Genomic DNA, 21,403 nt, shown 5'->3' with positions numbered 1-21,403 from the left:
AAAACACAGCAGGCACCGCCTCACACTATAACAGCGGCGCCTGCGTGTTGATCCAAGCTTAGCTGCCTGCATTAAGAAGCTGTGCATTGCCGCCCGCAGCTGTTGTATCAACGCAAACGTGCCGCTCATGGGTAAGCCAGCGCGCGAAATCCCCCTCACTCAACAACGGGAGCAACGCGCCGTCTCTTGCGGCCAAAGCCACACGGTATTCACGCAACTGCTCGGGGGCGGCAAAACTCACAACTGCCGCAAAGCCATGCAACGTGCTCAGTGCTTCTGCGGTCACATCACCGTTTATTGCGCCATCTAACAGCAAACCTGACGTTGCCATAACCGGATAACACCCCGCCTGTTCTGCTGCCTCAGCTTGCTGTGCTGCTGCCTGCGGTCCCGGCCCAAGGCACAAGACCATTCCCCGCCCGTGGGTTGTCATGCGGTTTGATTCACCAGTTGGTCCCGGAAAAACCTGACTGTCCAAAGCCATGCCTGACAGTTGCGCCGCATCAATTGCAGCCTGAACCCGATCGGTCGCAACGCTGCGCTGTTCAGTATGCGCAACTGTGCGGGCCTCGGGCTTGGTGAACCGCACAACATAATTTGGACCACCTGCCTTCGGCCCAGTGCCAGACATCCCCTCGCCCCCAAACGGTTGAGACCCCACCACGGCACCGATCTGATTGCGATTGATATAGATGTTGCCAGCGTTCACCGTGCGTGACGCCAAGGCGATCCGATCATCAATCCGGCTGTGCATCCCAAAAGTTAGCCCGTAACCCGTGGCATTGATGTCGGCCATTACGCGCGTCAAATCCGACGCTGCAAAAGTGGCTACGTGCAAGACAGGGCCAAAGATTTCCTCGCCCAGATCAGAAATGCCGTTCACACGGATCACGCTTGGCGCCACAAAATGACCTTCGCTTGGCACTGAAACCTGATGCAGCAATCGCCCTTCATGCTGCGCGATCTCGATATGTGCATCAATCTTGGCTTTCGCAGCCGCATCAATTGCGGGGCCAACATCCGTTGCCAAATCCCACGGCGCACCCACACACAACTCATCCATCGCCCCATAGAGCATCGTCAGCATTTTATCCGCGACGTCTTGCTGGACATAAAGCACCCGAAGCGCCGAGCACCGTTGTCCCGCAGACTGAAAGGCAGATGCCACAATATCCCGCACCGCCTGTTCGGGCAGCGCGGTACTATCGACGATCATCGCGTTCAGCCCACCTGTCTCTGCAATAAGTGGCGCATGGGGCGCAACATTGGCAGCCATTGCGCGGTTGATCGACTGCGCAGTTACGGTTGAGCCGGTAAAGCAAACACCATCAATCCGCGCATCACTGCTCAAGGCTTTTCCAACCACATCCCCACGGCCCGGCAAAAGCTGCAACACATCGGCGGGAACGCCCGCCTCATGCAAAAGTTCTGTCGCCCGTAATGAGATCAAGCTTGTTGCCTCAGCGGGTTTGGCCAAAACACCATTGCCAGCGGCCAGTGCCCCCACAATTTGGCCCGTGAAAATCGCTAGCGGGAAATTCCACGGCGAAATGCACGTAAAGATACCACGCGCAGGCGCAGAGAGTTCAACACTACGGGCCGCGTAGTACCGCAGGAAATCAACAGCCTCACGCAATTCGCCCACTGCGTCCATCGCGGTTTTGCCTGCCTCGCGGGCAAGTAATGCGAACAACTCACCAAAATGCGCCTCATAGAGATTGGCCGCTTTGCGCAACACATCCGCACGTTCCGCCGCTGATACGTTCCACGACACCGCACGTGCGATTGCCTCGTGCGTTTGTGCCTCGGTCATGTAGGTCAGTTTGCCTACCAGAACCTGTGGCGCGGCAGGGTCAAATACATCTACCTGCTCACCGCCCTTACTGCGTAAATCCCAAACGTGGTTTTGATACGGCAGACGCGCAGACTCTAGCTGATCCACGTCGTGGGTGTTGTGCAAATCCCAACCACGCGAGTTCAGCCGTTCAGACGCATAAATATCCGCTGGTTTGGGTAACACAGCGCCACTCGCCATCGAATCTTCAAACGGGCTGGCGGCGACCACCTCGGCAGGAACCGCTTTATCAACGATTTGATTTACAAACGAGCTATTCGCCCCGTTCTCCAAAAGGCGGCGCACCAGATAGGCCAGCAAATCTTCGTGGGTGCCCACGGGCGCGTAAATGCGGCAGCGGATATTTTCACTTTGCACCACCACATCATGCAACGCCTCGCCCATGCCATGGAGCCGTTGAAATTCATACGCGTCGCGTGCAGCGCCCATCTCAAGAATAGCGGCAACAGAATGGGCGTTGTGCGTCGCAAATTGCGGGTAAATCCTATCCGTGTAGCCAAGCAGTTTTTGCGCACAGCACAGGTACGACACATCCGTGGCCCGCTTTTTGGTGAAGACAGGATAGTCGTTCAGCCCTTCAACTTGGGCGCGCTTAATCTCGGTGTCCCAATAGGCTCCTTTCACCAAGCGGATCATGATTTTGCGGTCAAGTTTCTGGGCCAGCGCATAGAGCCAATCAATAGTGGCGGCAGCACGTTTGCCGTATGCCTGCACAACCACACCAAAGCCGTCCCAACCCGCCAAAGACGGATCAGATAACACGGCCTCAATTACATCAAGTGACAGATCAAGGCGGTCCGCCTCCTCTGCGTCAATATTAAGCCCCATCCCCGCGGCCTTCGCTTGCTGCGCAAGGCCAAGGGTCAGCGGCACCAACTCACGCATCACACGATCAGCTTGGCCAAACTCGTATCTTGGGTGCAACGCAGAAAGCTTGATTGAAATGCCAGGATTGTCACGGATATCTGCCTGCGTGCATGACGCCGCAAGGCGCTCAATCGCATCGGCATATGCATCATAAAACGCCTGTGCATCATCCGCGGTCATCGCGGCCTCGCCCAGCATGTCATATGAGTAAGTGTAACCGCGCTTGGTTTGGGCAAGCCCGCGTTTGACGGCCGCTTCAATCGTTTGACCCAGTACGAATTGCGCGCCCAACTCTTTCATCGCGCGGGCTACCGCTTTGCGAATAACAGGTTCCCCCAGACGGCGCACCGCACCGCGCAACACGGACGCAACGCCCTTCCCATCGGTCAGTACTTTGCCCGTCAGCATCAGGCCCCAAGTAGACGCATTCACCAAAGGCGAGCTGGAATTACCCAAGTGCTTTGCCCATTCAGACGGCGCAATCTTGTCTTCGATCAGCGCATCAATGGTGGTCGCATCTGGCACCCGCAACAATGCTTCGGCCAAACACATCAGCGAAACACCTTCCTCGGTGGACAACCCGTACTCTGCCAAAAACACCTCCATGAGGCTTGGCTTTTTGTCGTTGCGAATGGCGTTGACCAATCCAACAGCGCGGTGATGCGCAGCGTTATGGAATTCGGGCGTAAACGCTGCCTGTGTAGTTAGCTGCGAAATAAGCAGCGCTTCGTCTGCGGTGTGCTGTGCGCGAATAGCGGCACGCTTTGCTGAGTAATCCATGGCCAAACGCCCCTCCCAAAAAGACTGAGAGCAACTTACAACCAACGTAAAAGTCAGATTGACTATAGATTAATCCAAAGTAGTTTTATCAAACCTATTTTTAGGGCTATTTTAGCCAGATCAAGCATTGAGAATTACATGTATAGTTCGATTGACCGGATAGATTATGCAATATTGGATGTGCTGGCTGTTGATGGCCGTGCTTCCGTCAGCAGTATCGCTGAGCGCGTGGGCCTATCTAAGACGCCCTGCCAAATCCGGCTCAAGAAATTACAACAGCTTGGCTATATTACGGGGTTTCGCGCCAACATCGACCAACGCAAATTGGGCCGCAGCAACGTAGCTTTTGTTGAGGTGAAGATGGCCGACACCCGCGAGGCCGCCCTGCGCGCCTTCAACGAAGCGGTGCGCAAAATCCCCGAAGTTGAGATGTGCCACATGATCGCGGGGGCGTTTGACTACTTATTGAAAGTGCGCACCGTCAGCACAGACGACTACCGTCGCGTCTTGGGTGAGAAAATCTCATCACTGCCGCACGTCAGCTCTACCTCGACACATGTGTCAATTGAAGCCATCCACGAGTAGCAGGCGTGATTACTCAACACTCTGTTCGTTCAACACTTTGCGCGCCACGCGAAAACACTCAAGCCCCTGAGGTACGCCGCAGTAAATTGCGATGACGTGAATAATAGCGCGAATTTCGTCTTGGCTCACGCCGTTCCTGAGCGCACCACGACAATGGGTTTCCCATTCAGACATCTTACCAAGCGCACCAATCATCGACAGGTTCATCATAGAGCGCGTCTTGGCGTCAATGACATCATCCCCCCAGCCAAACCCCCAACACCAAGCAGTCATGGCCTCTTGAAACGGACGAGTGAAATCATCCGCAGCAGCAAGGTTTTTCTCAACGTACTCTGCACCAAGGGTCGCCTTGCGCTGCTCAAGCCCTTTGAGAAACAAATCTTCATCAAACGTATCCATGGTGTTTTCCTTTTTGGGTGCTGGCACAATACGCCAATGTGTTGTGATGCTTGTCAAATCCTTGCGCGAAACGCGTGGCGGCTTTAGCCCCAAACTTCTTGTACCAATTTGAAATTTGCTTGCTTTCAAAAGCAGACTCAGGCCATCATTCCTAAGTGGGCAGGCGATGGCGTCGCCAGCATTTATTGCACGCCCGTTATCCTCATTTCCTGAACGCCGGGATTTTCTTTGCCGTGATGCGGTTGAGGGAGATCGGCTTCCTTGATTGGCATTCCGGCACGTTTGTGAAGGAACCATTGTCATGGAACGTCCAGAATTTTACCGCTTTCATCAGGGTGAAAAATCCCTGCCTTTTGATGCATCTGAATATGCCAACCGCCTAAAACGCCTGCGCGCAGATATGCAGGCCAACGGGGTGGACGCGTGCGTATTCACATCAATGCATAACGTGGCCTACTACTCGGGGTTTCTCTACTGTGCGTTTGGCCGCCCTTACGCAGTTGTCGTGACCCAAACCGAAGATGTCACGATCAGTGCGGGCATCGATGCAGCACAACCTTGGCGCAGAAGTAGCGGCGACAACATCACCTACACCGACTGGCAGCGAAACAATTATTGGCGCGCAATTTTGTCTGTGACTGGGGCGGGCAAGACCGTCGGGTATGAGGCCGATCACCTAACGTTGAGCCAGTCCGAGCTGATGGACGTGTTCTTATCGCCCAAAGCAAAAGTTGACATGGCACCTGTCACGATGCGCCAACGAATGCATAAATCCGCGGCTGAAATTGAACTTATCCGCGCCTGCGCGCAAGTTGCCGATGTGGGCGGCTACGCCATCAAAGACGCGATCAAAGCGGGCACTCGTGAGATTGATGTGGCAATGGCAGGTCGCGATGCGATGGAGCTGGAAATCGCCAAGCGGTTCCCCGATGCGGAATACCGCGATACGTGGGTGTGGTTTCAGTCGGGCATCAACACTGACGGCGCACATAACCCCGTAACAAGCCGCGCCCTGCAATCGGGTGATATCTTGAGCCTGAACACTTTCCCAATGATAAGCGCCTATTACACAGCACTTGAGCGGACGTTATTTGTTGAAAACGTTGATCCCGCCAGCTTGAAGATTTGGGAAGCAAACGTCGCGGCACATGAGCTGGGCATGAGCCTGCTGAAACCCGGGATGAGTTGCGCGCAGGTCACCGAGCAGATCAACGACTTCTTCGCCGAACACGATTTGCTGCAATATCGTACGTTCGGCTATGGGCATTCCTTCGGCGTGCTGTCCCACTACTACGGGCGCGAAGCAGGATTAGAGCTGCGAGAGGACATCGACACGGTTCTTGAGCCCGGAATGGTGATTTCAATGGAGCCAATGCTGACCATCCCCGAAGGCACGGCCGGTGCTGGAGGTTACCGCGAGCATGACATTCTGGTCATCACAGAAGACGGCAACGAAAATATCACCGGCTACCCCTACGGCCCCGAATTCAACGTTGTAGGCTAATAAAACAAATCAGGGGGCCAAGCGCCCCTTGATACTCCCAACGGCGGCGCCGCTTGCTTGCTGAAACCAGGTCAGCCAAATCATTGCGTAAGAGCCGCTTCATTTTTGCAAAGGTGTGTTTCAGTATTTCATCGCCAATATGTTGCTCTCTTTGCTTTCTAGCCATCGAAACCAACCAAGCACACCAGATCAATGGATGCGCACCCCTTGCCCTTCAATCACCCTCTGGATGGCTTGGATATCAACATCTTCAAAAGCAGTGTTGTTCTTTACGGACCACGCAGCCGCAACACCTGCGCCCTGCCCCTGCACCGCGCAGCACGCCATGTTTCGGGTCGCTGCGTGGGAAATACGATCCCCCCCTGTGGCCCGCCCTGCCACGATCAGGTTCTTCACACCCTTGGGCAGCATCGAACGATAGGGGATATGCATGTACCGCCCCGTCGTCGGCAAAATCAAAATGCCATAACCATCGATGAACTCCGGATAGATGCCGATACTGTCCTCAAATCTAGCCTCTCCGCGCACATCCTGTTCGGTCATATTATACACCGCATCAATTTTGCGCGTGTCGCGAATGCCGATCGACATTCCAAAGTTCCGCAGCCGCACGCCATCACAGCCGGGCGTATACTGGCGAAGCGCGTCAATCGCGTGCATCGCCTGTTTGCGGCCCTCGATTTCGAACTGTGTCATGCTGTCGGGGTCCGTGCCATCGCAGCCCGCCAGATGGATAAGGTTCATATAGGTCATCTCACCACTGTCGTGCACCGCGCCCCACGTGCCACCAATCGTGTTCAAATGCGCAGGGATGACACCGTCGCGGATCGCCTGCTCAAACGGCTTGCCCAAGAAGGGCGAAAACATCGTGTCTTCTTTGCCGTCCGTTTCAACTTCCCACTCGCCCGAGGACCAGTCTTTATAGGTCTGCGGATTACTGCGGACCCCCTCCATAAACTTGGTCTTATCCACACCAGCCAAATGGAACATGACGCTGGCGGCCTGCATCTCTTCGACGGGTGTTTTTACCGTTGCGCAGCCCGCTCGGGCCGCAACATCAGCGTCGCCTGTGGCATCAATAATGCGCTTGGCCAATATCGCTTCACGCCCCGCTTTCGATTCCACAATCACCCCTGCAACAGCGCCATCGGTTATGATGGGCGCTACAAACTGCCGGTGCAGCATCGGGTGAATACCTGCCTCCTCAACAAGGCGATCAGCGACCAGCTTAAACCCCTCGCTGTCTAACTCATAGCTCAGCGATTGGCTCTCAGGCACAGCAGCACCCATTGCTTTGGCGCGCTCTTCAAACTCGCGACCGATACCGTTCGCTTCTACGGTTTGCTCGTGGCGGTACCAAGCAAACCCTTCGACACCGACGACAGTAATGTTGCCGCCAAAACAGCCAAAGCGCTCCAACAAGGTCACTTCTACACCGCATCTTGCGGCCGCAAGCGCCGCGGCCAACCCGGCGGGGCCAGAGCCGACAACAAGCACGTCCGTTTTGTGAACCACAGGGGTTTCACGCGCCGGTTCCAAAATTGAGGTCAAAGACATCACGCCTCCCGCATCAGCCGTCCGTTTCGTTCACCAGCTACGGTACCGCGGGCACACACAGGCGCAATGAATTTTTAGCCCTCGCATATCATCAGCACACTATCCTTGCCGCCGTTTTTCACCAAGCATCAGCATTGCAGGTGTCACCACAAGGGTGAGCACAGTTGCAACGACTAACCCGCCCGCAATGGCCGATGACAGCTCGGTCCACCACTGCGTCGAAGGCGCACCATACACGATCTCTCGGGTGAAGAAATTCAGGTTCAGCCCGATCACCATTGGCATCAACCCCAAGGCAGTTGTCACCGAGGTCAAAATAACCGGCCTTAAACGCTGTGCGCCCGTCCGTAATGCCGCCTCCAAAGGCGATTGGCCCAGCTTTTTGAGGTCATTATATGTGTCGATCAAAACAATATTGTTGTTCACGACGATCCCCGCCAAAGCGATCACGCCGATACCGCCCATTACAACGCCAAACGGACGCCCAGTGATAATCAGCCCAAGCAGCACCCCGGCAATTGAGAAAATGATTGCCGACATGACAACAAAGGCTTGGAAGAAATTGTTAAACTGCAGCACCAGAATGACAAACATCAAGAAGATTGCAGCAGCGAACGCAGACGCGAGAAAGATCATGCTTTCCTGTTGGTCTTCTGCCTCACCAGCAAAGCTAAACTCAACACCGTCGGGCAATTCTGCCTCTGCCAATGCGGCCGTCAGGGCAATCACTTGGTCATTCACCAAAAAGCCCGGCGCCACGTTTGCCTCAATGCTTGTCACCCGCTTTTCATCGATACGGCGGATAACGCCCGTGCGATCAGACGGCGCAAAAGTGACAAAGTTTGCAATTGGCACCAACCCTGAAGACGTCGGCACGCGCAAACTACCAAGCTCAGACAAAGACCTGTCTTCACGCGGAAAACGCACGCGAATATCAAGTGAGCCGTCGATGTCATCAGGCCGGTAGTCGGCAACAGTGATCCCTTGGGTAAGCAATTGCACAGCTTGCCCCAAAAGACTGACATCTGCCCCAAACCGTGCAGCCTCAGCGCGATTAACAAGGATGAAAACCTCCACACCCGGCACGGGCCGCGTATCAGTAACGTCCGTAAAGCCGCCAAGTTTGTCCATGATGTCACGAATTTGCTGAACAGCTTTACCCTGAACATCCGGGTTGCGGGCGGTAATCTGCAAGTTCACGGGCTTGCCCGCAGTAGGGCCGCCACTTTCTGTCTGCACCTGCACATCGATACCCGCAATATCAGCAACGCTTTCGCGGATATCCACACCAATTTGCGCAGCCGTGCGCCGCGTATCCCACGGTGTGAGTTCAAGTTGTAGCGTCCCGATTGTTTCCTCATCCCCTTGACCCGCCGACATCATCGAGCGCGCGTAAATGCTGGCAATCTCATCATACCCAAGCAAACGGTCTTCCACAGCACGCACCAAAGCATCCCGCTCAAAAATCGAAAAGTTATCCCGTGCGCGCACCTGTACTTGCATGAAATCAGGCTCAACTGACGGGAAGAAACTGATCCCGCGACCGAACTGGCCGTAGGCCCCGAAAGCCCCCAACAAGAGAGCAACCGCCAGCAACAGCGTAGCCGTTGGCCGCAATATGGCCCACTCCAACACGCGCACATAGGCACCTGTAAAGCCGCTCATATTGCGTGGGTCGCCCACTTCGGCGGCGTGCAAAGCTGCCTTGGCTTTGGCAGTCTGTGGCTGCCGTTTGCCGATCAGCCCACCAACGACCGGAATGAAAATCAACGCCATAAAAAGCGATGCGAAAAGCGTAAGGATCACAGTGATCGGCAAAAACTTCATGAATTCGCCCACCATGCCGGTCCAGAAAAGGAGCGGGAAAAAGACAGAAAGTGTAGTGGCAGTTGAGGCAATAATCGGCCACGCCATGCGCTTGGCCGCAAAGGAGTACGCCTCAGGTGCGCTTGCCCCTTCTTGCAATTTTCGGTCCGCTAATTCGGTCGTGACGATCGCACCATCTACCAACATCCCCACAACCAAGATCAGTGAGAACAGCACAACGATGTTCATCGTGTAATCCATACTCCACAGCGCAATTACCCCCGCCAAAAACGCACCGGGAATTGCAAGCCCCACCAAAATTGACGACCTGAACCCCAACGCAAGAACGATCACAATCATGACCAAAATCACGGCAGCAATCACATTGGCTTCCAGATCACTCAGCATGTCTTTCACCTGCTTGGATTGATCTTGAAGGTAAGTCACTTCGATGCTGTCGGGCCAATCAACGCGCAACGTTTCAACAATTGCGCGGACCTGTGCGACTGTATCAATGATATTCGCGCCTGAGCGTTTTGTCACCTCCAGCGCAAGCGCAGGCTGGCCGTTGATGCGCGCAAACGAATTGGGGTCCTCAAACGTACGGCGGATCGTGGCCACATCCCCAAACGTCACAACCGCATCACCGCGCACTTTGACGGGCATGGCCATGACGTCTTCCAGATCCTCAATAAGACCGGGAACCTTCAGCACGATGCGCCCAGAACCCGTTTCAATAGCACCCGCCGCGATCAGCCTGTTGTTGCGCTGTATCTGCCCGATAAGTTCGTCAAATGACAGGTTATAAGTTTGGAAAACCGTCGGGTCGATCAGTACCTCAAGAAACTCAAAACGCTGGCCGCCGATCTCTGCCTCAAGAACACCTTCAAGGCCTTCGATTTCTTCCTGCAGAGTTTCCGCAAGAGAGTTCAAAGTACGTTCTGGCACAGGCCCTGAGATAATCGTGGTGATGATCGGGAACAGAGCCGTGTTGATCTCTGTAATTGTGATGTCGCGTGCATCCGTGGGCAGATCACTTTGCGCCCGGTCCGCCGCCTCGCGCACTTTATCAAGCGCCTCATCGTTGTCGCCACCGGGCGTGAACTCAAGCTGGATCGAGGCAAAGCCTTCGGTCGCATCCGAACTCATCTGGTCCAACCCTTCGATTGATCCAAACTCGGCCTCCATCGGCTCAAGAAGCAACCGCTCAGCATCACTGGGACTTATACCATCGAGACCCGTTGAGACGTAAAACAAAGGCAGTGGCACCTCTGGATTGGACTCTTTGGGAATTGAAACATACGCGAACGCGCCCACGGCCAGCACCATGACAAGCGCCATAACCACAACGCGCGAGCGCGAGAAAGCTGCATCAATCAAGCTGTTCATTGCGCGGCACCTTCAACGCTTGGGGCAACCAATTCTCCCTCATTTACAAACCCCTGCCCCACGGTGATCAGCTGTACCTCGTCAGGTAATCCGGTGACCCAAATGCCATCGATCTGCGCCTTGACGATGCGCACAGGAAAGAACGCAACCACGTCATCGTTATCGACCGTTTTGACCCCAAGGTTGCCCGCCGTGTCCAAAGAAACGATCGACGGTGACATGAAGTGAGCAGTGACCTCGCCCGTTGGAATAACGATTTCGGCTGAAATACCTGCGGGGATCTCACCGCCCTCATTAGAAACTTCGACCTCGGCCAAAAACGTCCGTGTTTCCGCGGCAGCAGACGTGCCAACAAACGTAACAACGCCTTCACGCTCTTCGCCCGTGATGAAGCGGACTGTCGCGGCTTGCCCAACCTGCAGTCGGGTCAGCGCCTGCTGAGGTACTTGGATGGCAACTGTCAGTGGCGTAATATCAACCAATCGCCCAACGTCTGATCCAGCCGAAACATATTCACCAGCATCAACATTTCAAACGGCCAGCTACGCGCCATTGCAGTGAACGATTATGCGGTCAATATCCCTGTGGCCGATGCTGTTTCTGACGGACCAATCATTGCATACAAGCAAAACGGGGCGGAAATGAGCAGGCGGCGCAAAGGCCCGCTGTGGATTGTGTACCCTTATGACGACAAGAAAAGCTATCAGACCGAAACTGTCTACTCGCGCTCGATCTGGCAGCTTGATCGCTTGATTACCCAATAAAGAACGGCACCCCGCATGAGCTCACTCCCCCTATCCGTCGCTACCAAATTGTTCCGTTGGGCGTTTGGCACCATTTCGATTGCCATCATAGTTGGGTGTATCGCGATCAGCTACCTGTCGTATTCTGTGTGGGCGTATGTCGACAATCTTGGTGTCGCGAAACAAGGCCAGCAAGAATACATGGCTGCACAGCTCGAAATTGAATACCTCAAACTACAAGACGCCATTGATGACGCGCTCGCGGGTGGCCCCGAAGATGTTGAGGATGTTCGCAAGCGTTTTGATATTTTCTACAGCCGCACTTTGCCACTGCGGTTTGGCTCGCAGGCCGGTCAGTTCAACGCTGATCTACTGAAGCTGCAAGCAGTTCTGGATGCGCAGGTTCCACTAATTGATGGCACTGACGCACAACTCTTTGGGCAACTGGAGCAGTTGGCAGAAACCCTGGAAACCGTGCGCCCGCTTCCCCGCAAGATCGGGCTTGATTTCGTCAGTTATGAAGCCAAAACCGGACAGCGCGAGCGTGAAAAAATTATCAACCTCATCGAGATTTTGATCATCTCGGTCAGCTCAATGATCATCATCTTAGTTTTGATGATCGCGGGGCTTTTGCGACAAGCAAAAACACTCAACGCCACAACACAACTGGCTGATGAAAAGGATCAGCGTCTTTCGGCAACCCTGCGCGGCTCATTGGATGGGGTGGTTGTGACTGATGAAAACGCGATCATCATCGACTTCAGTCAATCCGCCGAAGACGTGTTTGGCTTTACCCGTGACCAAGCAATCGGCCAAAGCTTCTTTGACCTGTTACTGCCCGCCGAAGAAAGCAAAATGTTTTACGCCGCCATGGCAAACTACCGGCAGACCGGCAAAACGACCTTTGCCGAAAAAGGCCGCCAAGAGCTCAACATGATGCACCAAGACGGTCACGCCTTTCCTGCGGAAATGACCGCCTCCATCGCCCATGCGGGATCTCATGCGTTTTTCATCTGCTATGTGCGCAATATCACCGATCAAAAGGCACAAAAGGCCGAGCTTATCAGCAGCCGTGACGATGCACTTAGCGCAAACCGTGAACGCTCGCGGTTCTTTGCAATGATGAGCCACGAAATGCGCACCCCCCTGAACGGCGTGCTGTCTGCGCTGCAAATGCTGGAAGGCAGTGAGTTAAACAGCAAACAAAGGTCATACGTTGGGGCGGCACTGACATCGGGCGATATTTTGTTGGGGCATATTAACGATGTTCTGGCTATTGAAAGCGCCGAAAAGCGCAAGACCCCAGAGCCAACACCTTGCGATATTGCAGCACTGACCAACAGCCTGGTGGCCACGCTGCAACCCCTGGCCCGCGACAATCAAACCGCGATTGAGTTGGTTCAGCCAGAGGCCGGCCAGCAGTTCTTTTTGACGGATCAACGAGCCATCCAGCAGATCATCGTCAATCTGTTGAGCAACGCGATCAAGTTTACGCCGGGTGGTTCTGTGAAGCTTGAGACATCCTATTCCAAGGAAAACGGCACGCTTATATTTGATATAACGGACACTGGAATTGGCATCGCAGAGGATGACGTAAAGCGCATTTTTGATGACTTCGTCTCTCTGGACAGCAGCTATGAGCGCCGCACAAATGGCACCGGATTGGGCCTTGGGATTGTGCAACGTTTCGTCACCAATTTGGGCGGTGAAATCACCTGTAAATCCACCCTTGGCGTAGGCACCCACTTCCAAGTGATCCTCCCGATGCAAGAAGCCGCCCCCGCCACAACGAACAATACACAACAGACAACCTCATATGAGAGCAGCAAAAACTGCCAAAGCCTGTTGGTGGTCGACGATAATGAGATTAACCGCGACTTGCTTGGCGCGATGCTAGAACGGCTTGGCCACAAAGTGTGCTACGCGACGGGCGGGCAGCAAGCGGTGGATATCTCGCTGGAGCACCGCTTTGACGCCATCTTGATGGACATTTCCATGCCGGGTGTGAGCGGCACCCAAGCCACCCAGCGGATACGCGCGTCACGCGGGCCAAATCAAAACACGCATATTATCGCCGTTACCGCGCATGCCCTACCACAAGAGCGCACCGCCTTTACTGACGCTGGCATGACAGGATTTTTGGCAAAACCTATCAACCTGAAAGAGCTGGACGCCTGTCTGCTTGGTACGGAAAAAGACCAACACAACACACCTGAAACCTTGCCCGGCTCATCCGAGCGCCTTGTGGATGTTGCCCAAGTCAACGAATTGATCGCGATGCTGGGACACGACACGTTCATGGACAGGCTTGCCCTTTTGAAGACCCAATTCAAAACGCAAATTGATGAAATTCAAGCGACGCAAGATTTGGCAGGCATCCAGACCTATGCACATTCCATGGCCGGATCCTGCGGTATGCTAGGGGCAAAGCACCTACACAGCGTTCTGCAAGACATCGAAACAGCTTGCAAAACAGGGAACGCACAAGACGCGATAGACTTGGTAAAGCAACTCGAAAACATCGCAGCCGACACGTTTGATGCGTGGAACAACACGCTGGGGCAGTCCCAGAAAGTCGCTACATAGAACCAACTATCCGAATGGGTAGCCCACCACTCTTACGCATTGCGTGATGCCCAGTATGCGTCACGTTGCGGGCCACTGGGCAGCATATCTTGTCTTTGAAACACCGTGCTTCAAGGCAAGAATATGACCAACATCACAATCCACATAGCAGCCGTCACCCTCGCGATTGGGCTTTGGCTATTGGCCCCACCAGTTGTCGCCCAAACCACCGGAAGTGACGGATGTGATGAACTGTGTATCTCAGCCAGTTCATCAATGTTGAACGACGTAACTTCAGGTTTGCAGTTCACCGATGAAACGCTCTCCAGCTTGGTTGGTGCTGAACTGGGCCTTGACGACGTACGTGCTGATCTTGTGGGCTCGCAGGTTCCAATCAACGACTTCGTTACAGAATTGGAAAACGTGACGGGCACAAATTCGGCGGATGAAGCGCTTAATTCAGAAGCGACCCTATCCGAAATTTTTACTGCAGCTGCCAACGCGGCTGAAACCAACGGGGACCCTGCCGCGGCCACAGCTCTTCGGGCCCTCGCGACCAATGCAAGCGGCCTATCAGATGGTGTCTTGCTAAGTGATTTTCTGGTACTCGACACGACTGACGATGAATTATCAGACGCGAACATTTCGACTTTGGATTTGATCAGTGGAAGCGCGCAGCTTTACAACGCTGAATATGGCGCAACCACGCCCACGCCAATAGTAGCAAACATTGTCGGTTTTGGTGAGGTTAGAACTTACGTACAGGTTACCGAACCTCCACAGCTTGTATGCGGACCCGAAGGCACAAGTTTTCGTTCTGCTGCTGTCCGCACAAAGATCGATGTCACCCTAGAAAACGCGCCCCAGTCCATCGATGTTGGGCTAGCGGCTCTTGAAATAGAACCGCCTGAATTGTCATTTTACATCGAGGTGGGCGAGGCTGATGGCACCGTCACAGATGTGAATGCGGCCAACCAAACTGCACAGGTCACAATGACACCGGGGGTTGTAAACGCATACCTCGGCGAGATTGACGACAGTGTGTACTTTAACCGCGACCGCGTCATCACCGCGTCAGATATTGGCCCGTCAACAATCGCCGGAGCCGAAGTTATTTTGGCAGGCCTTCCGCCTTTGGTGCCCGAAACAATAATTCCCACATCAATCTCTGCCTCATCTAACGGTGAAACGGTGTCTTTCGGCTCCGGCACACTAGACTTCACAGGGCCCTACCCGCAGACCGAAGAACTGGACGTGCCTGTGGACGCAACGGAACGTGTGGTCAATGCAATTACAAACAACCTGCAAGTTGATCTTGAGCTTCCCGGCGATGGATCACTTGATGCGGTTGAGGTCCTACTAGAGACCGCTCTTTCAACAACGATCAGTGAAGTTGTGGACGAAAGTCTAACGGCCGCACTTGGCCAAGCCGTCGACCCGATCCTTGCAGGCTTGGGTATTACGATTGGCGGCGGAGAAGCCACTGCGTTTGGGTTGTCCAATACATGTGATGATTTTGGCGACTGCCCCATCTCGGGCACCGCGCCAGACGGCACCAACATCAACGCATATGGCACACCATCGCACGGATTATCGCCAGCATTGTTTATGGGGCAAATTCCAGCTGATGGTGAGCAACAGCACATCAGCAGCCCTTCGGCTTTGGGTGACGACCAAGACGGAAACGATGATGAAGATGGGGTCAGCATTCCAGTACTGACAAAAGGCCAGACCGCCACGATTTCCGTAAACGTGACAGAACCGACAACGGGCAACGGCTATTTGATGGCATGGCTTGATTGGGACGGAAACGGGCAGTTCGACGCCGATGAAGTGATCTCTGATGATCTGCAAGACACCGATGGCGACGGCGACATCAACTTGTCAGTATCGGTCCCCGCAGACAGCAGCTTACAAACCACGTTCGCGCGCTTTCGCTACTCAAGCACCCAACAACTTAGCACAGATGCAAATGCAACAGACGGGGAGGTAGAGGACTACGAAATCGTATTTGTCACACCCCAAGGGTCCATTTCAGGCAAATTGTTCGAAGATGGAAACGGCGATGATGTCTTTACCACCGATGAGGCGCTATTGCCTGCGGGTATTCTGATCACACTCTTTGATGACAAAGGCACACCGCAGGACGAGACCGATGATATTGAGTTAGGCACAACTGAAACAGACGCCAACGGCGCCTACAGCTTTGCAGCACTTAGCACACTCACAACGTACCTCATCAAAGTAGACCCGTCCGACCCAGAAATACCCGCAGACCTGTCACCTTCAACAGACAATCCATTGCGCGCCGTATCCGTCAGCATTGATACGGATATGAGTGAGCAGAATTTCGGCTTTTCGGTTCAACCCCCTTCGGCAGATCTGTCTATCACGAAAAGTGCCCTGTCCGCATCAACCAGCGCAGTCATTACCGAGGCTACCGCTGGAACAGAAATTGATTTCGAACTGATCGTGTCAAACGCAGGACCAGATACCGCAACCGGTGTGCAAGTGCTTGATCTTCTGCCCTCCGGCTACACCTATCAATCGCACCTCTTGACCGATGACACACAAAACTTTGCTGCCGACACAGGGCTCTGGCAAGTCGGCGCACTGGCTGCGGGCACAAGTCAAACATTAACCATTCGCGCCACAATGAACGCAGCGGGCGAACATACAAACATAGCTGAGATCATCAATTCTGACCCGCCAGATCCAGACAGTGATCCAAGCACAGGTCCCACAGTTGATGATTTGTCCGATGGCGTTGCCGATGACGACGAGGCAAGCGCAACTGTGTCTTATGTCGGCACAGGTGCAGTGATTTCCGGAACCCTGTTCATTGATAACGGGGCGAACGCGACGGCCTTTGATGGGCAACAAAGTGGCGGTGAATTGGGCGGACAGATTGGGCAAGTCAGCATATTTGACGCATCAGGAGCATTGATCGACACGCCTGAAGTGGACGCGGACGGGAATTGGTCGCTGACTTTGCCAGATGGCTACACAGAAATGATAGGGATCAGCAGCACCGCTGAGACTGGCTTTGTGATCGTGTCGAACAACACTGATGGCCTGCTGGAGCTGAATGACCAAAACACACGTGACGGCATTTACCGCTTTCGACCTGCTGCTGGTACATCCTATCTAAACCTCGACATCGGGTTCATTCGTGGCGCAACACTGGCCAGTGATCGGCAAGCAGCGATGCGACCTGGCCAAGTGATAAACCTCTCCCATCGTTACACCGCCGATGCGTCAGGCACCGTAGTATTTGACGTGGATATCTCACCCAACAGTCCGGTCAGCGTGGCACTGTTCAGAGATGCAAATTGCGATGGCACACCAGAAGAACCAATCACCGCATCACAACCGATTAACCCAGATACCGAAATTTGCTTAGTCGCCCGCGTCACCAGCGGATCCGGCGCTCCAAATGGGGCAAGCGCACCCTTTCAGGTCTCAGCCGTAACAACCTACGGCAACACAGGCGTTACACAAAGTGCTTCAAACACCGACCGCATCACAATCGAAACGCAACAAAGCACACTGCGGCTTACAAAAACGGTCCGCAACGTGACAGCCGACACTGCTGTATCAACCCAAAACAGTGCCGCCAGCGGTGATGTGCTTGAGTATGAGATAACCGTTGAGAACATCGGGACTTTGTCTGCGTCCGACATCGCTATCTTTGACCGCACTCCGCCCTACACATCGTTGAGCGAGGCGATTGAAAGCCCCGTGTCGTTAGGCCCCGATGTGACGTGTAGCATCGCAACATCTGGCGCAAACACATCAGGTTATTCTGGTGACTTGGAATGGCAATGCAGCGGAAGTTTTGCACCGGGAGCCAAGGCAGGTTTAGCGTTTCGCGTGCGTGTGGCCCCGTAACGCTGTTCGCCTGTTGGTTTGCAGTTGGGTGCGAGAGTCAAGGTGGCCACTGCCTTTCGAAGGCTGTGCCCAGCCAGGAATTATATGGAGAATTAGCGGCTATCTTGGAGTTATCAGGGCCTACAAACGACGAACCCCGCCGTATTACGGGCGGGGTGTCGGATTAGCGTTGGTTGCGGGAGTAGGATTTGAACCTACGACCTTCAGGTTATGAGCCTGACGAGCTACCGGGCTGCTCCATCCCGCGCCAACTTGGTTTGTTTAGTTTGGGGTTGTGTTGTCTGCAAGGGCGGATTTGGGGTTTGGTTGATTTTGTTTATGGGAGGGAGGTGAGGTCTGCTGCGTTGTGGTCCATGGCGTCAATTGGGACGGGCAGATTTCAGGGGGGTGCGATCATGATGCGGCTCTCAGGATAGCCGGTTTCAGAGGGGGGCTATCTGTAGCTGCGGCCCAGCAGACCCCACGCCCAGCACCGCGCATTAAGATTTCAGGTGGTATAAGACACAAAAAAGCCGCCACGAGCTGAACTCGTAGCGGCCTAATGTATGATAATCGAATATAGAGTATTGGTTCTTTGTTAGGTTTGGCGATGACCTACTCTCCCACGCCTTAAGACGCAGTACCATCGGCGCAACAGTGCTTAACTGCCAGGTTCGGGATGGGGCTGGGTGTTTCACTTGCGCTATGATCACCAAACCAAAGAAAGAACCATTACAAACATTTTTAATCCAGATTTTCGTAACTTGTGTAGTTGTGTATGCTTTTGATTGTGTCCGTAGAAGACTGTCTTCTACTGGATCAAATCAAGCCTATCGAGCAATTAGTACCGGTCAACTGAGTGCGTTACCGCACTTACATCTCCGGCCTATCGACGTGGTGGTCTTCCACGGCTCTCAGGGATACCTTGTTTTGAGGGGGGCTTCCCGCTTAGATGCCTTCAGCGGTTATCCTGTCCGATCATAGCTACCCAGCACTGCTCCTGGCGGAACAACTGGTACACCAGTGGATCGTTCACCCCGGTCCTCTCGTACTAGGGGCAACTCCTCTCAAGTATCCTACACCCACGGCAGATAGGGACCGAACTGTCTCACGACGTTCTAAACCCAGCTCACGTACCTCTTTAAACGGCGAACAGCCGTACCCTTGGGACCTGCTCCAGCCCCAGGATGAGATGAGCCGACATCGAGGTGCCAAACGGTGCCGTCGATATGGACTCTTGGGCACCATCAGCCTGTTATCCCCGGCGTACCTTTTATCCGTTGAGCGATGGCCCTTCCACTCGGGACCACCGGATCACTATGGCCGTCTTTCGACTCTGCTCGACTTGTCAGTCTCGCAGTCAGGCTGGCTTCTGCCATTGCACTCAACGAGCGATTTCCGACCGCTCTGAGCCAACCTTCGCGCGCCTCCGTTACGCTTTAGGAGGCGACCGCCCCAGTCAAACTACCCGCCACACAGGGTCCCGGATCCGGATAACGGACCGCGGTTAGACATCAAGCAGAACAAGGGTGGTATCTCAAGGATGGCTCCACGCAGACTGGCGTCTGCGCTTCAAAGCCTACCACCTATCCTGCACATGTTGTGCCTGATGCCAATGTGAAGCTGTAGTAAAGGTGCACGGGGTCTTTCCGTCTAACCGCGGGAAGCCTGCATCTTGACAGGCAATTCAATTTCGCTGAGTCGATGTTGGAGACAGCGGGGAAGTCGTTACGCCATTCGTGCAGGTCGGAACTTACCCGACAAGGAATTTCGCTACCTTAGGACCGTTATAGTTACGGCCGCCGTTTACCTGGGCTTCAATTCAAGGCTCTCACCTCTCCTTTTAACCTTCAGGCACCGGGCAGGCGTCAGACCCTATACGTCGTCTTGCGACTTCGCAGAGCCCTGTGTTTTTAGTAAACAGTCGCCACCCCCTGGTTTGTGCCCCCAGTCAATACTTGCGTAGAAACTGGGCCTCCTTCTCGCGAACTTACGGAGGTATTTTGCCGAGTTCCTTCAACATCGTTCTCTCAAGCGCCTTGGTATTCTCTACCAGTCCACCTGTGTTGGTTTAGGGTACGATCTAATGATGGAGCTATTTCCAGGAACCTCTAAGCGGCCCTTCCAATCCGATAAGGAAGAACAACCCTCGAGATCCGTCACTACCATCTGGCTCAGGAATATTAACCTGATTCCCATCGACTACGCCTTTCGGCCTCGCCTTAGGGGTCGGCTTACCCTGCTCAGATTAACTTTAAGCAGGAACCCTTGGACTTTCGGCGACAGTGTCTCTCACACTGTTTGTCGCTACTCATGTCATCATTCTCACTAGTGATCTCTCCACCGGATCCCTCACAGGCCGGCTTCATCGAAAGTTTCACTCCTCCAACACTCCCAAAGGAAGATAAGGAGGAAAGAAACTATATCACACTACGCTCTGCTACCATGCACTATGTGCATCCTAAGCTTCGGCTCATGGCTTGAGCCCCGTTACATCTTCGCCGCAGGACAACTTAATTAGACCAGTGAGCTGTTACGCTATCTTTAAAGGATGGCTGCTTCTAAGCCAACCTCCTGGTTGTTTTGGTCGTCCCACCTGCTTTCCCACTTAGCCATGAATTAGGGGCCTTAGCTGTAGGTCAGGGTTGTTTCCCTCTCCACTACGGACGTTAGCATCCGCAGTGTGTCTGCCGACTAGTACTCCTCGGTATTCGGAGTTTGGTTAGGATCAGTAAGCCTGTGGGGCCCCATTACCCATCCAGTGCTCTACCCCCGAGGGTATTCGGTCGACGCTCTACCTAAATAGATTTCGCAGAGAACCAGCTATCTCCGAGTTTGATTGGCCTTTCACCCCTAGGCACAATTCATCCCGACCTTTTTCAACAGGTGTGGGTTCGGCCCTCCAATAAGTGTTACCTTATCTTCAGCCTGATCATGCCTAGATCACTCGGTTTCGGGTCTGATCCCACGAACTCATTCGCCCTATTAAGACTCGCTTTCGCTGCGCCTACACCTAACGGCTTAAGCTTGCTCGTGAGACCAAGTCGATGACCCATTATACAAAAGGTACGCCGTCAGCCCTCAAGGAGCCTCCGACTGATTGTAGGCGTTCGGTTTCAGGTACTGTTTCACTCCCCTCGTCGGGGTGCTTTTCACCTTTCCCTCACGGTACTGGTTCACTATCGGTCAGTAAGGAGTACTTAGCCTTCGAAGGTGGTCCTCCGATGTTCAGACAGAATTTCACGTGTTCCGCCCTACTTAATACGTCCAATCATGCTTCCTATACGGGGCTATCACCCGCTATGGCCGTGCTTCCCAACACGTTCTAGTCACAATCTCAGCTCGGCTGGTCCCCGTTCGCTCGCCGCTACTAGGGGAGTATCTATTGATTTCCTTTCCTCCGGGTACTTAGATGTTTCAGTTCCCCGGGTTTGCTCTTAAAACCCTATGTATTCAGGTAATAAGTACTTGGTTTACCATGCT

8 protein-coding genes, 1 tRNA gene, 2 rRNA genes and 2 pseudogenes (1 of these 13 only partly in view) are annotated in these 21,403 nt (G+C 53.9%); 5 read left to right on the top strand and 8 right to left on the bottom strand.

Annotation, left to right across the window (positions count from 1 at the left end):
• Positions 1-58: 58 nt before the first annotated feature.
• Positions 59-3,502, bottom strand: a complete 3,444-nt coding sequence (putA, locus tag OLX08_RS09315) for a bifunctional proline dehydrogenase/L-glutamate gamma-semialdehyde dehydrogenase PutA (RefSeq protein WP_391481044.1) — start codon at positions 3,500-3,502, stop codon at positions 59-61.
• A 138-nt stretch (positions 3,503-3,640) separates the two neighbouring features.
• Here putA and OLX08_RS09310 point away from each other — a divergent pair, with 138 nt between their 5' ends.
• Positions 3,641-4,087, top strand: coding sequence for an Lrp/AsnC family transcriptional regulator (locus OLX08_RS09310; protein ID WP_391481043.1), 447 nt, complete (start codon positions 3,641-3,643; stop codon positions 4,085-4,087).
• A 9-nt stretch (positions 4,088-4,096) separates the two neighbouring features.
• On the opposite strand, the gene OLX08_RS09305 is transcribed toward OLX08_RS09310, so the two are convergent.
• Positions 4,097-4,486, bottom strand: a complete 390-nt coding sequence (locus OLX08_RS09305) for a carboxymuconolactone decarboxylase family protein (protein WP_341246993.1) — start codon at positions 4,484-4,486, stop codon at positions 4,097-4,099.
• Positions 4,487-4,787: 301 nt separating this feature from the next.
• Between OLX08_RS09305 and OLX08_RS09300 the strand changes: the two genes are divergently transcribed.
• Positions 4,788-5,990: an aminopeptidase P family protein gene (locus tag OLX08_RS09300; RefSeq protein ID WP_391481042.1), complete on the top strand. Its 1,203-nt coding sequence runs from the start codon at positions 4,788-4,790 to the stop codon at positions 5,988-5,990.
• A 189-nt stretch (positions 5,991-6,179) separates the two neighbouring features.
• Here OLX08_RS09300 and OLX08_RS09295 read toward each other — a convergent pair whose 3' ends face one another.
• The 3 genes and pseudogenes from OLX08_RS09295 to OLX08_RS09285 all read right to left on the bottom strand — a co-directional run.
• On the bottom strand, positions 6,180-7,547 hold the full coding sequence (locus OLX08_RS09295) for an FAD-dependent oxidoreductase (RefSeq protein ID WP_391481040.1): 1,368 nt from the start codon (positions 7,545-7,547) through the stop codon (positions 6,180-6,182).
• A 99-nt stretch (positions 7,548-7,646) separates the two neighbouring features.
• Positions 7,647-10,742, bottom strand: a complete 3,096-nt coding sequence (locus OLX08_RS09290; RefSeq protein ID WP_391481039.1) for an efflux RND transporter permease subunit — start codon at positions 10,740-10,742, stop codon at positions 7,647-7,649.
• A gap of 281 nt (positions 10,743-11,023) precedes the next feature.
• A pseudogene (locus OLX08_RS09285) lies at positions 11,024-11,260 on the bottom strand (HlyD family efflux transporter periplasmic adaptor subunit); the annotation flags it as partial.
• 27 nt (positions 11,261-11,287) lie between these two features.
• Here OLX08_RS09285 and OLX08_RS09280 point away from each other — a divergent pair.
• The 3 genes and pseudogenes from OLX08_RS09280 to OLX08_RS09270 form a co-directional block, all read left to right on the top strand.
• Positions 11,288-11,506, top strand: a pseudogene (locus OLX08_RS09280) (oxidoreductase); the annotation flags it as partial.
• Positions 11,507-11,521: 15 nt separating this feature from the next.
• Positions 11,522-14,071, top strand: a complete 2,550-nt coding sequence (locus tag OLX08_RS09275; protein WP_391481037.1) for an ATP-binding protein — start codon at positions 11,522-11,524, stop codon at positions 14,069-14,071.
• 123 nt (positions 14,072-14,194) lie between these two features.
• Complete coding sequence (locus OLX08_RS09270) at positions 14,195-17,941, top strand: GEVED domain-containing protein (RefSeq protein WP_391481036.1); 3,747 nt, start codon at positions 14,195-14,197, stop codon at positions 17,939-17,941.
• Positions 17,942-18,111: 170 nt separating this feature from the next.
• Here OLX08_RS09270 and OLX08_RS09265 read toward each other — a convergent pair.
• From OLX08_RS09265 to OLX08_RS09255, 3 genes are all read right to left on the bottom strand, one after another.
• Positions 18,112-18,188, bottom strand: a tRNA-Met gene (locus tag OLX08_RS09265).
• Positions 18,189-18,522: 334 nt separating this feature from the next.
• Positions 18,523-18,637: ribosomal RNA gene (gene rrf, locus OLX08_RS09260) — 5S ribosomal RNA — on the bottom strand.
• Positions 18,638-18,740: 103 nt separating this feature from the next.
• Positions 18,741-21,403, bottom strand: a 23S ribosomal RNA gene (locus OLX08_RS09255) (it continues 170 nt past the right edge of the window).

It is taken from the genome of Nereida ignava (genome assembly GCF_047114695.1).
GTDB classification, from domain to species: Bacteria; Pseudomonadota; Alphaproteobacteria; order Rhodobacterales; family Rhodobacteraceae; genus Nereida; species Nereida ignava.
Note: the sequence above shows the minus strand (reverse complement) of the source record. Positions and strands in the feature narration are given on the sequence as shown.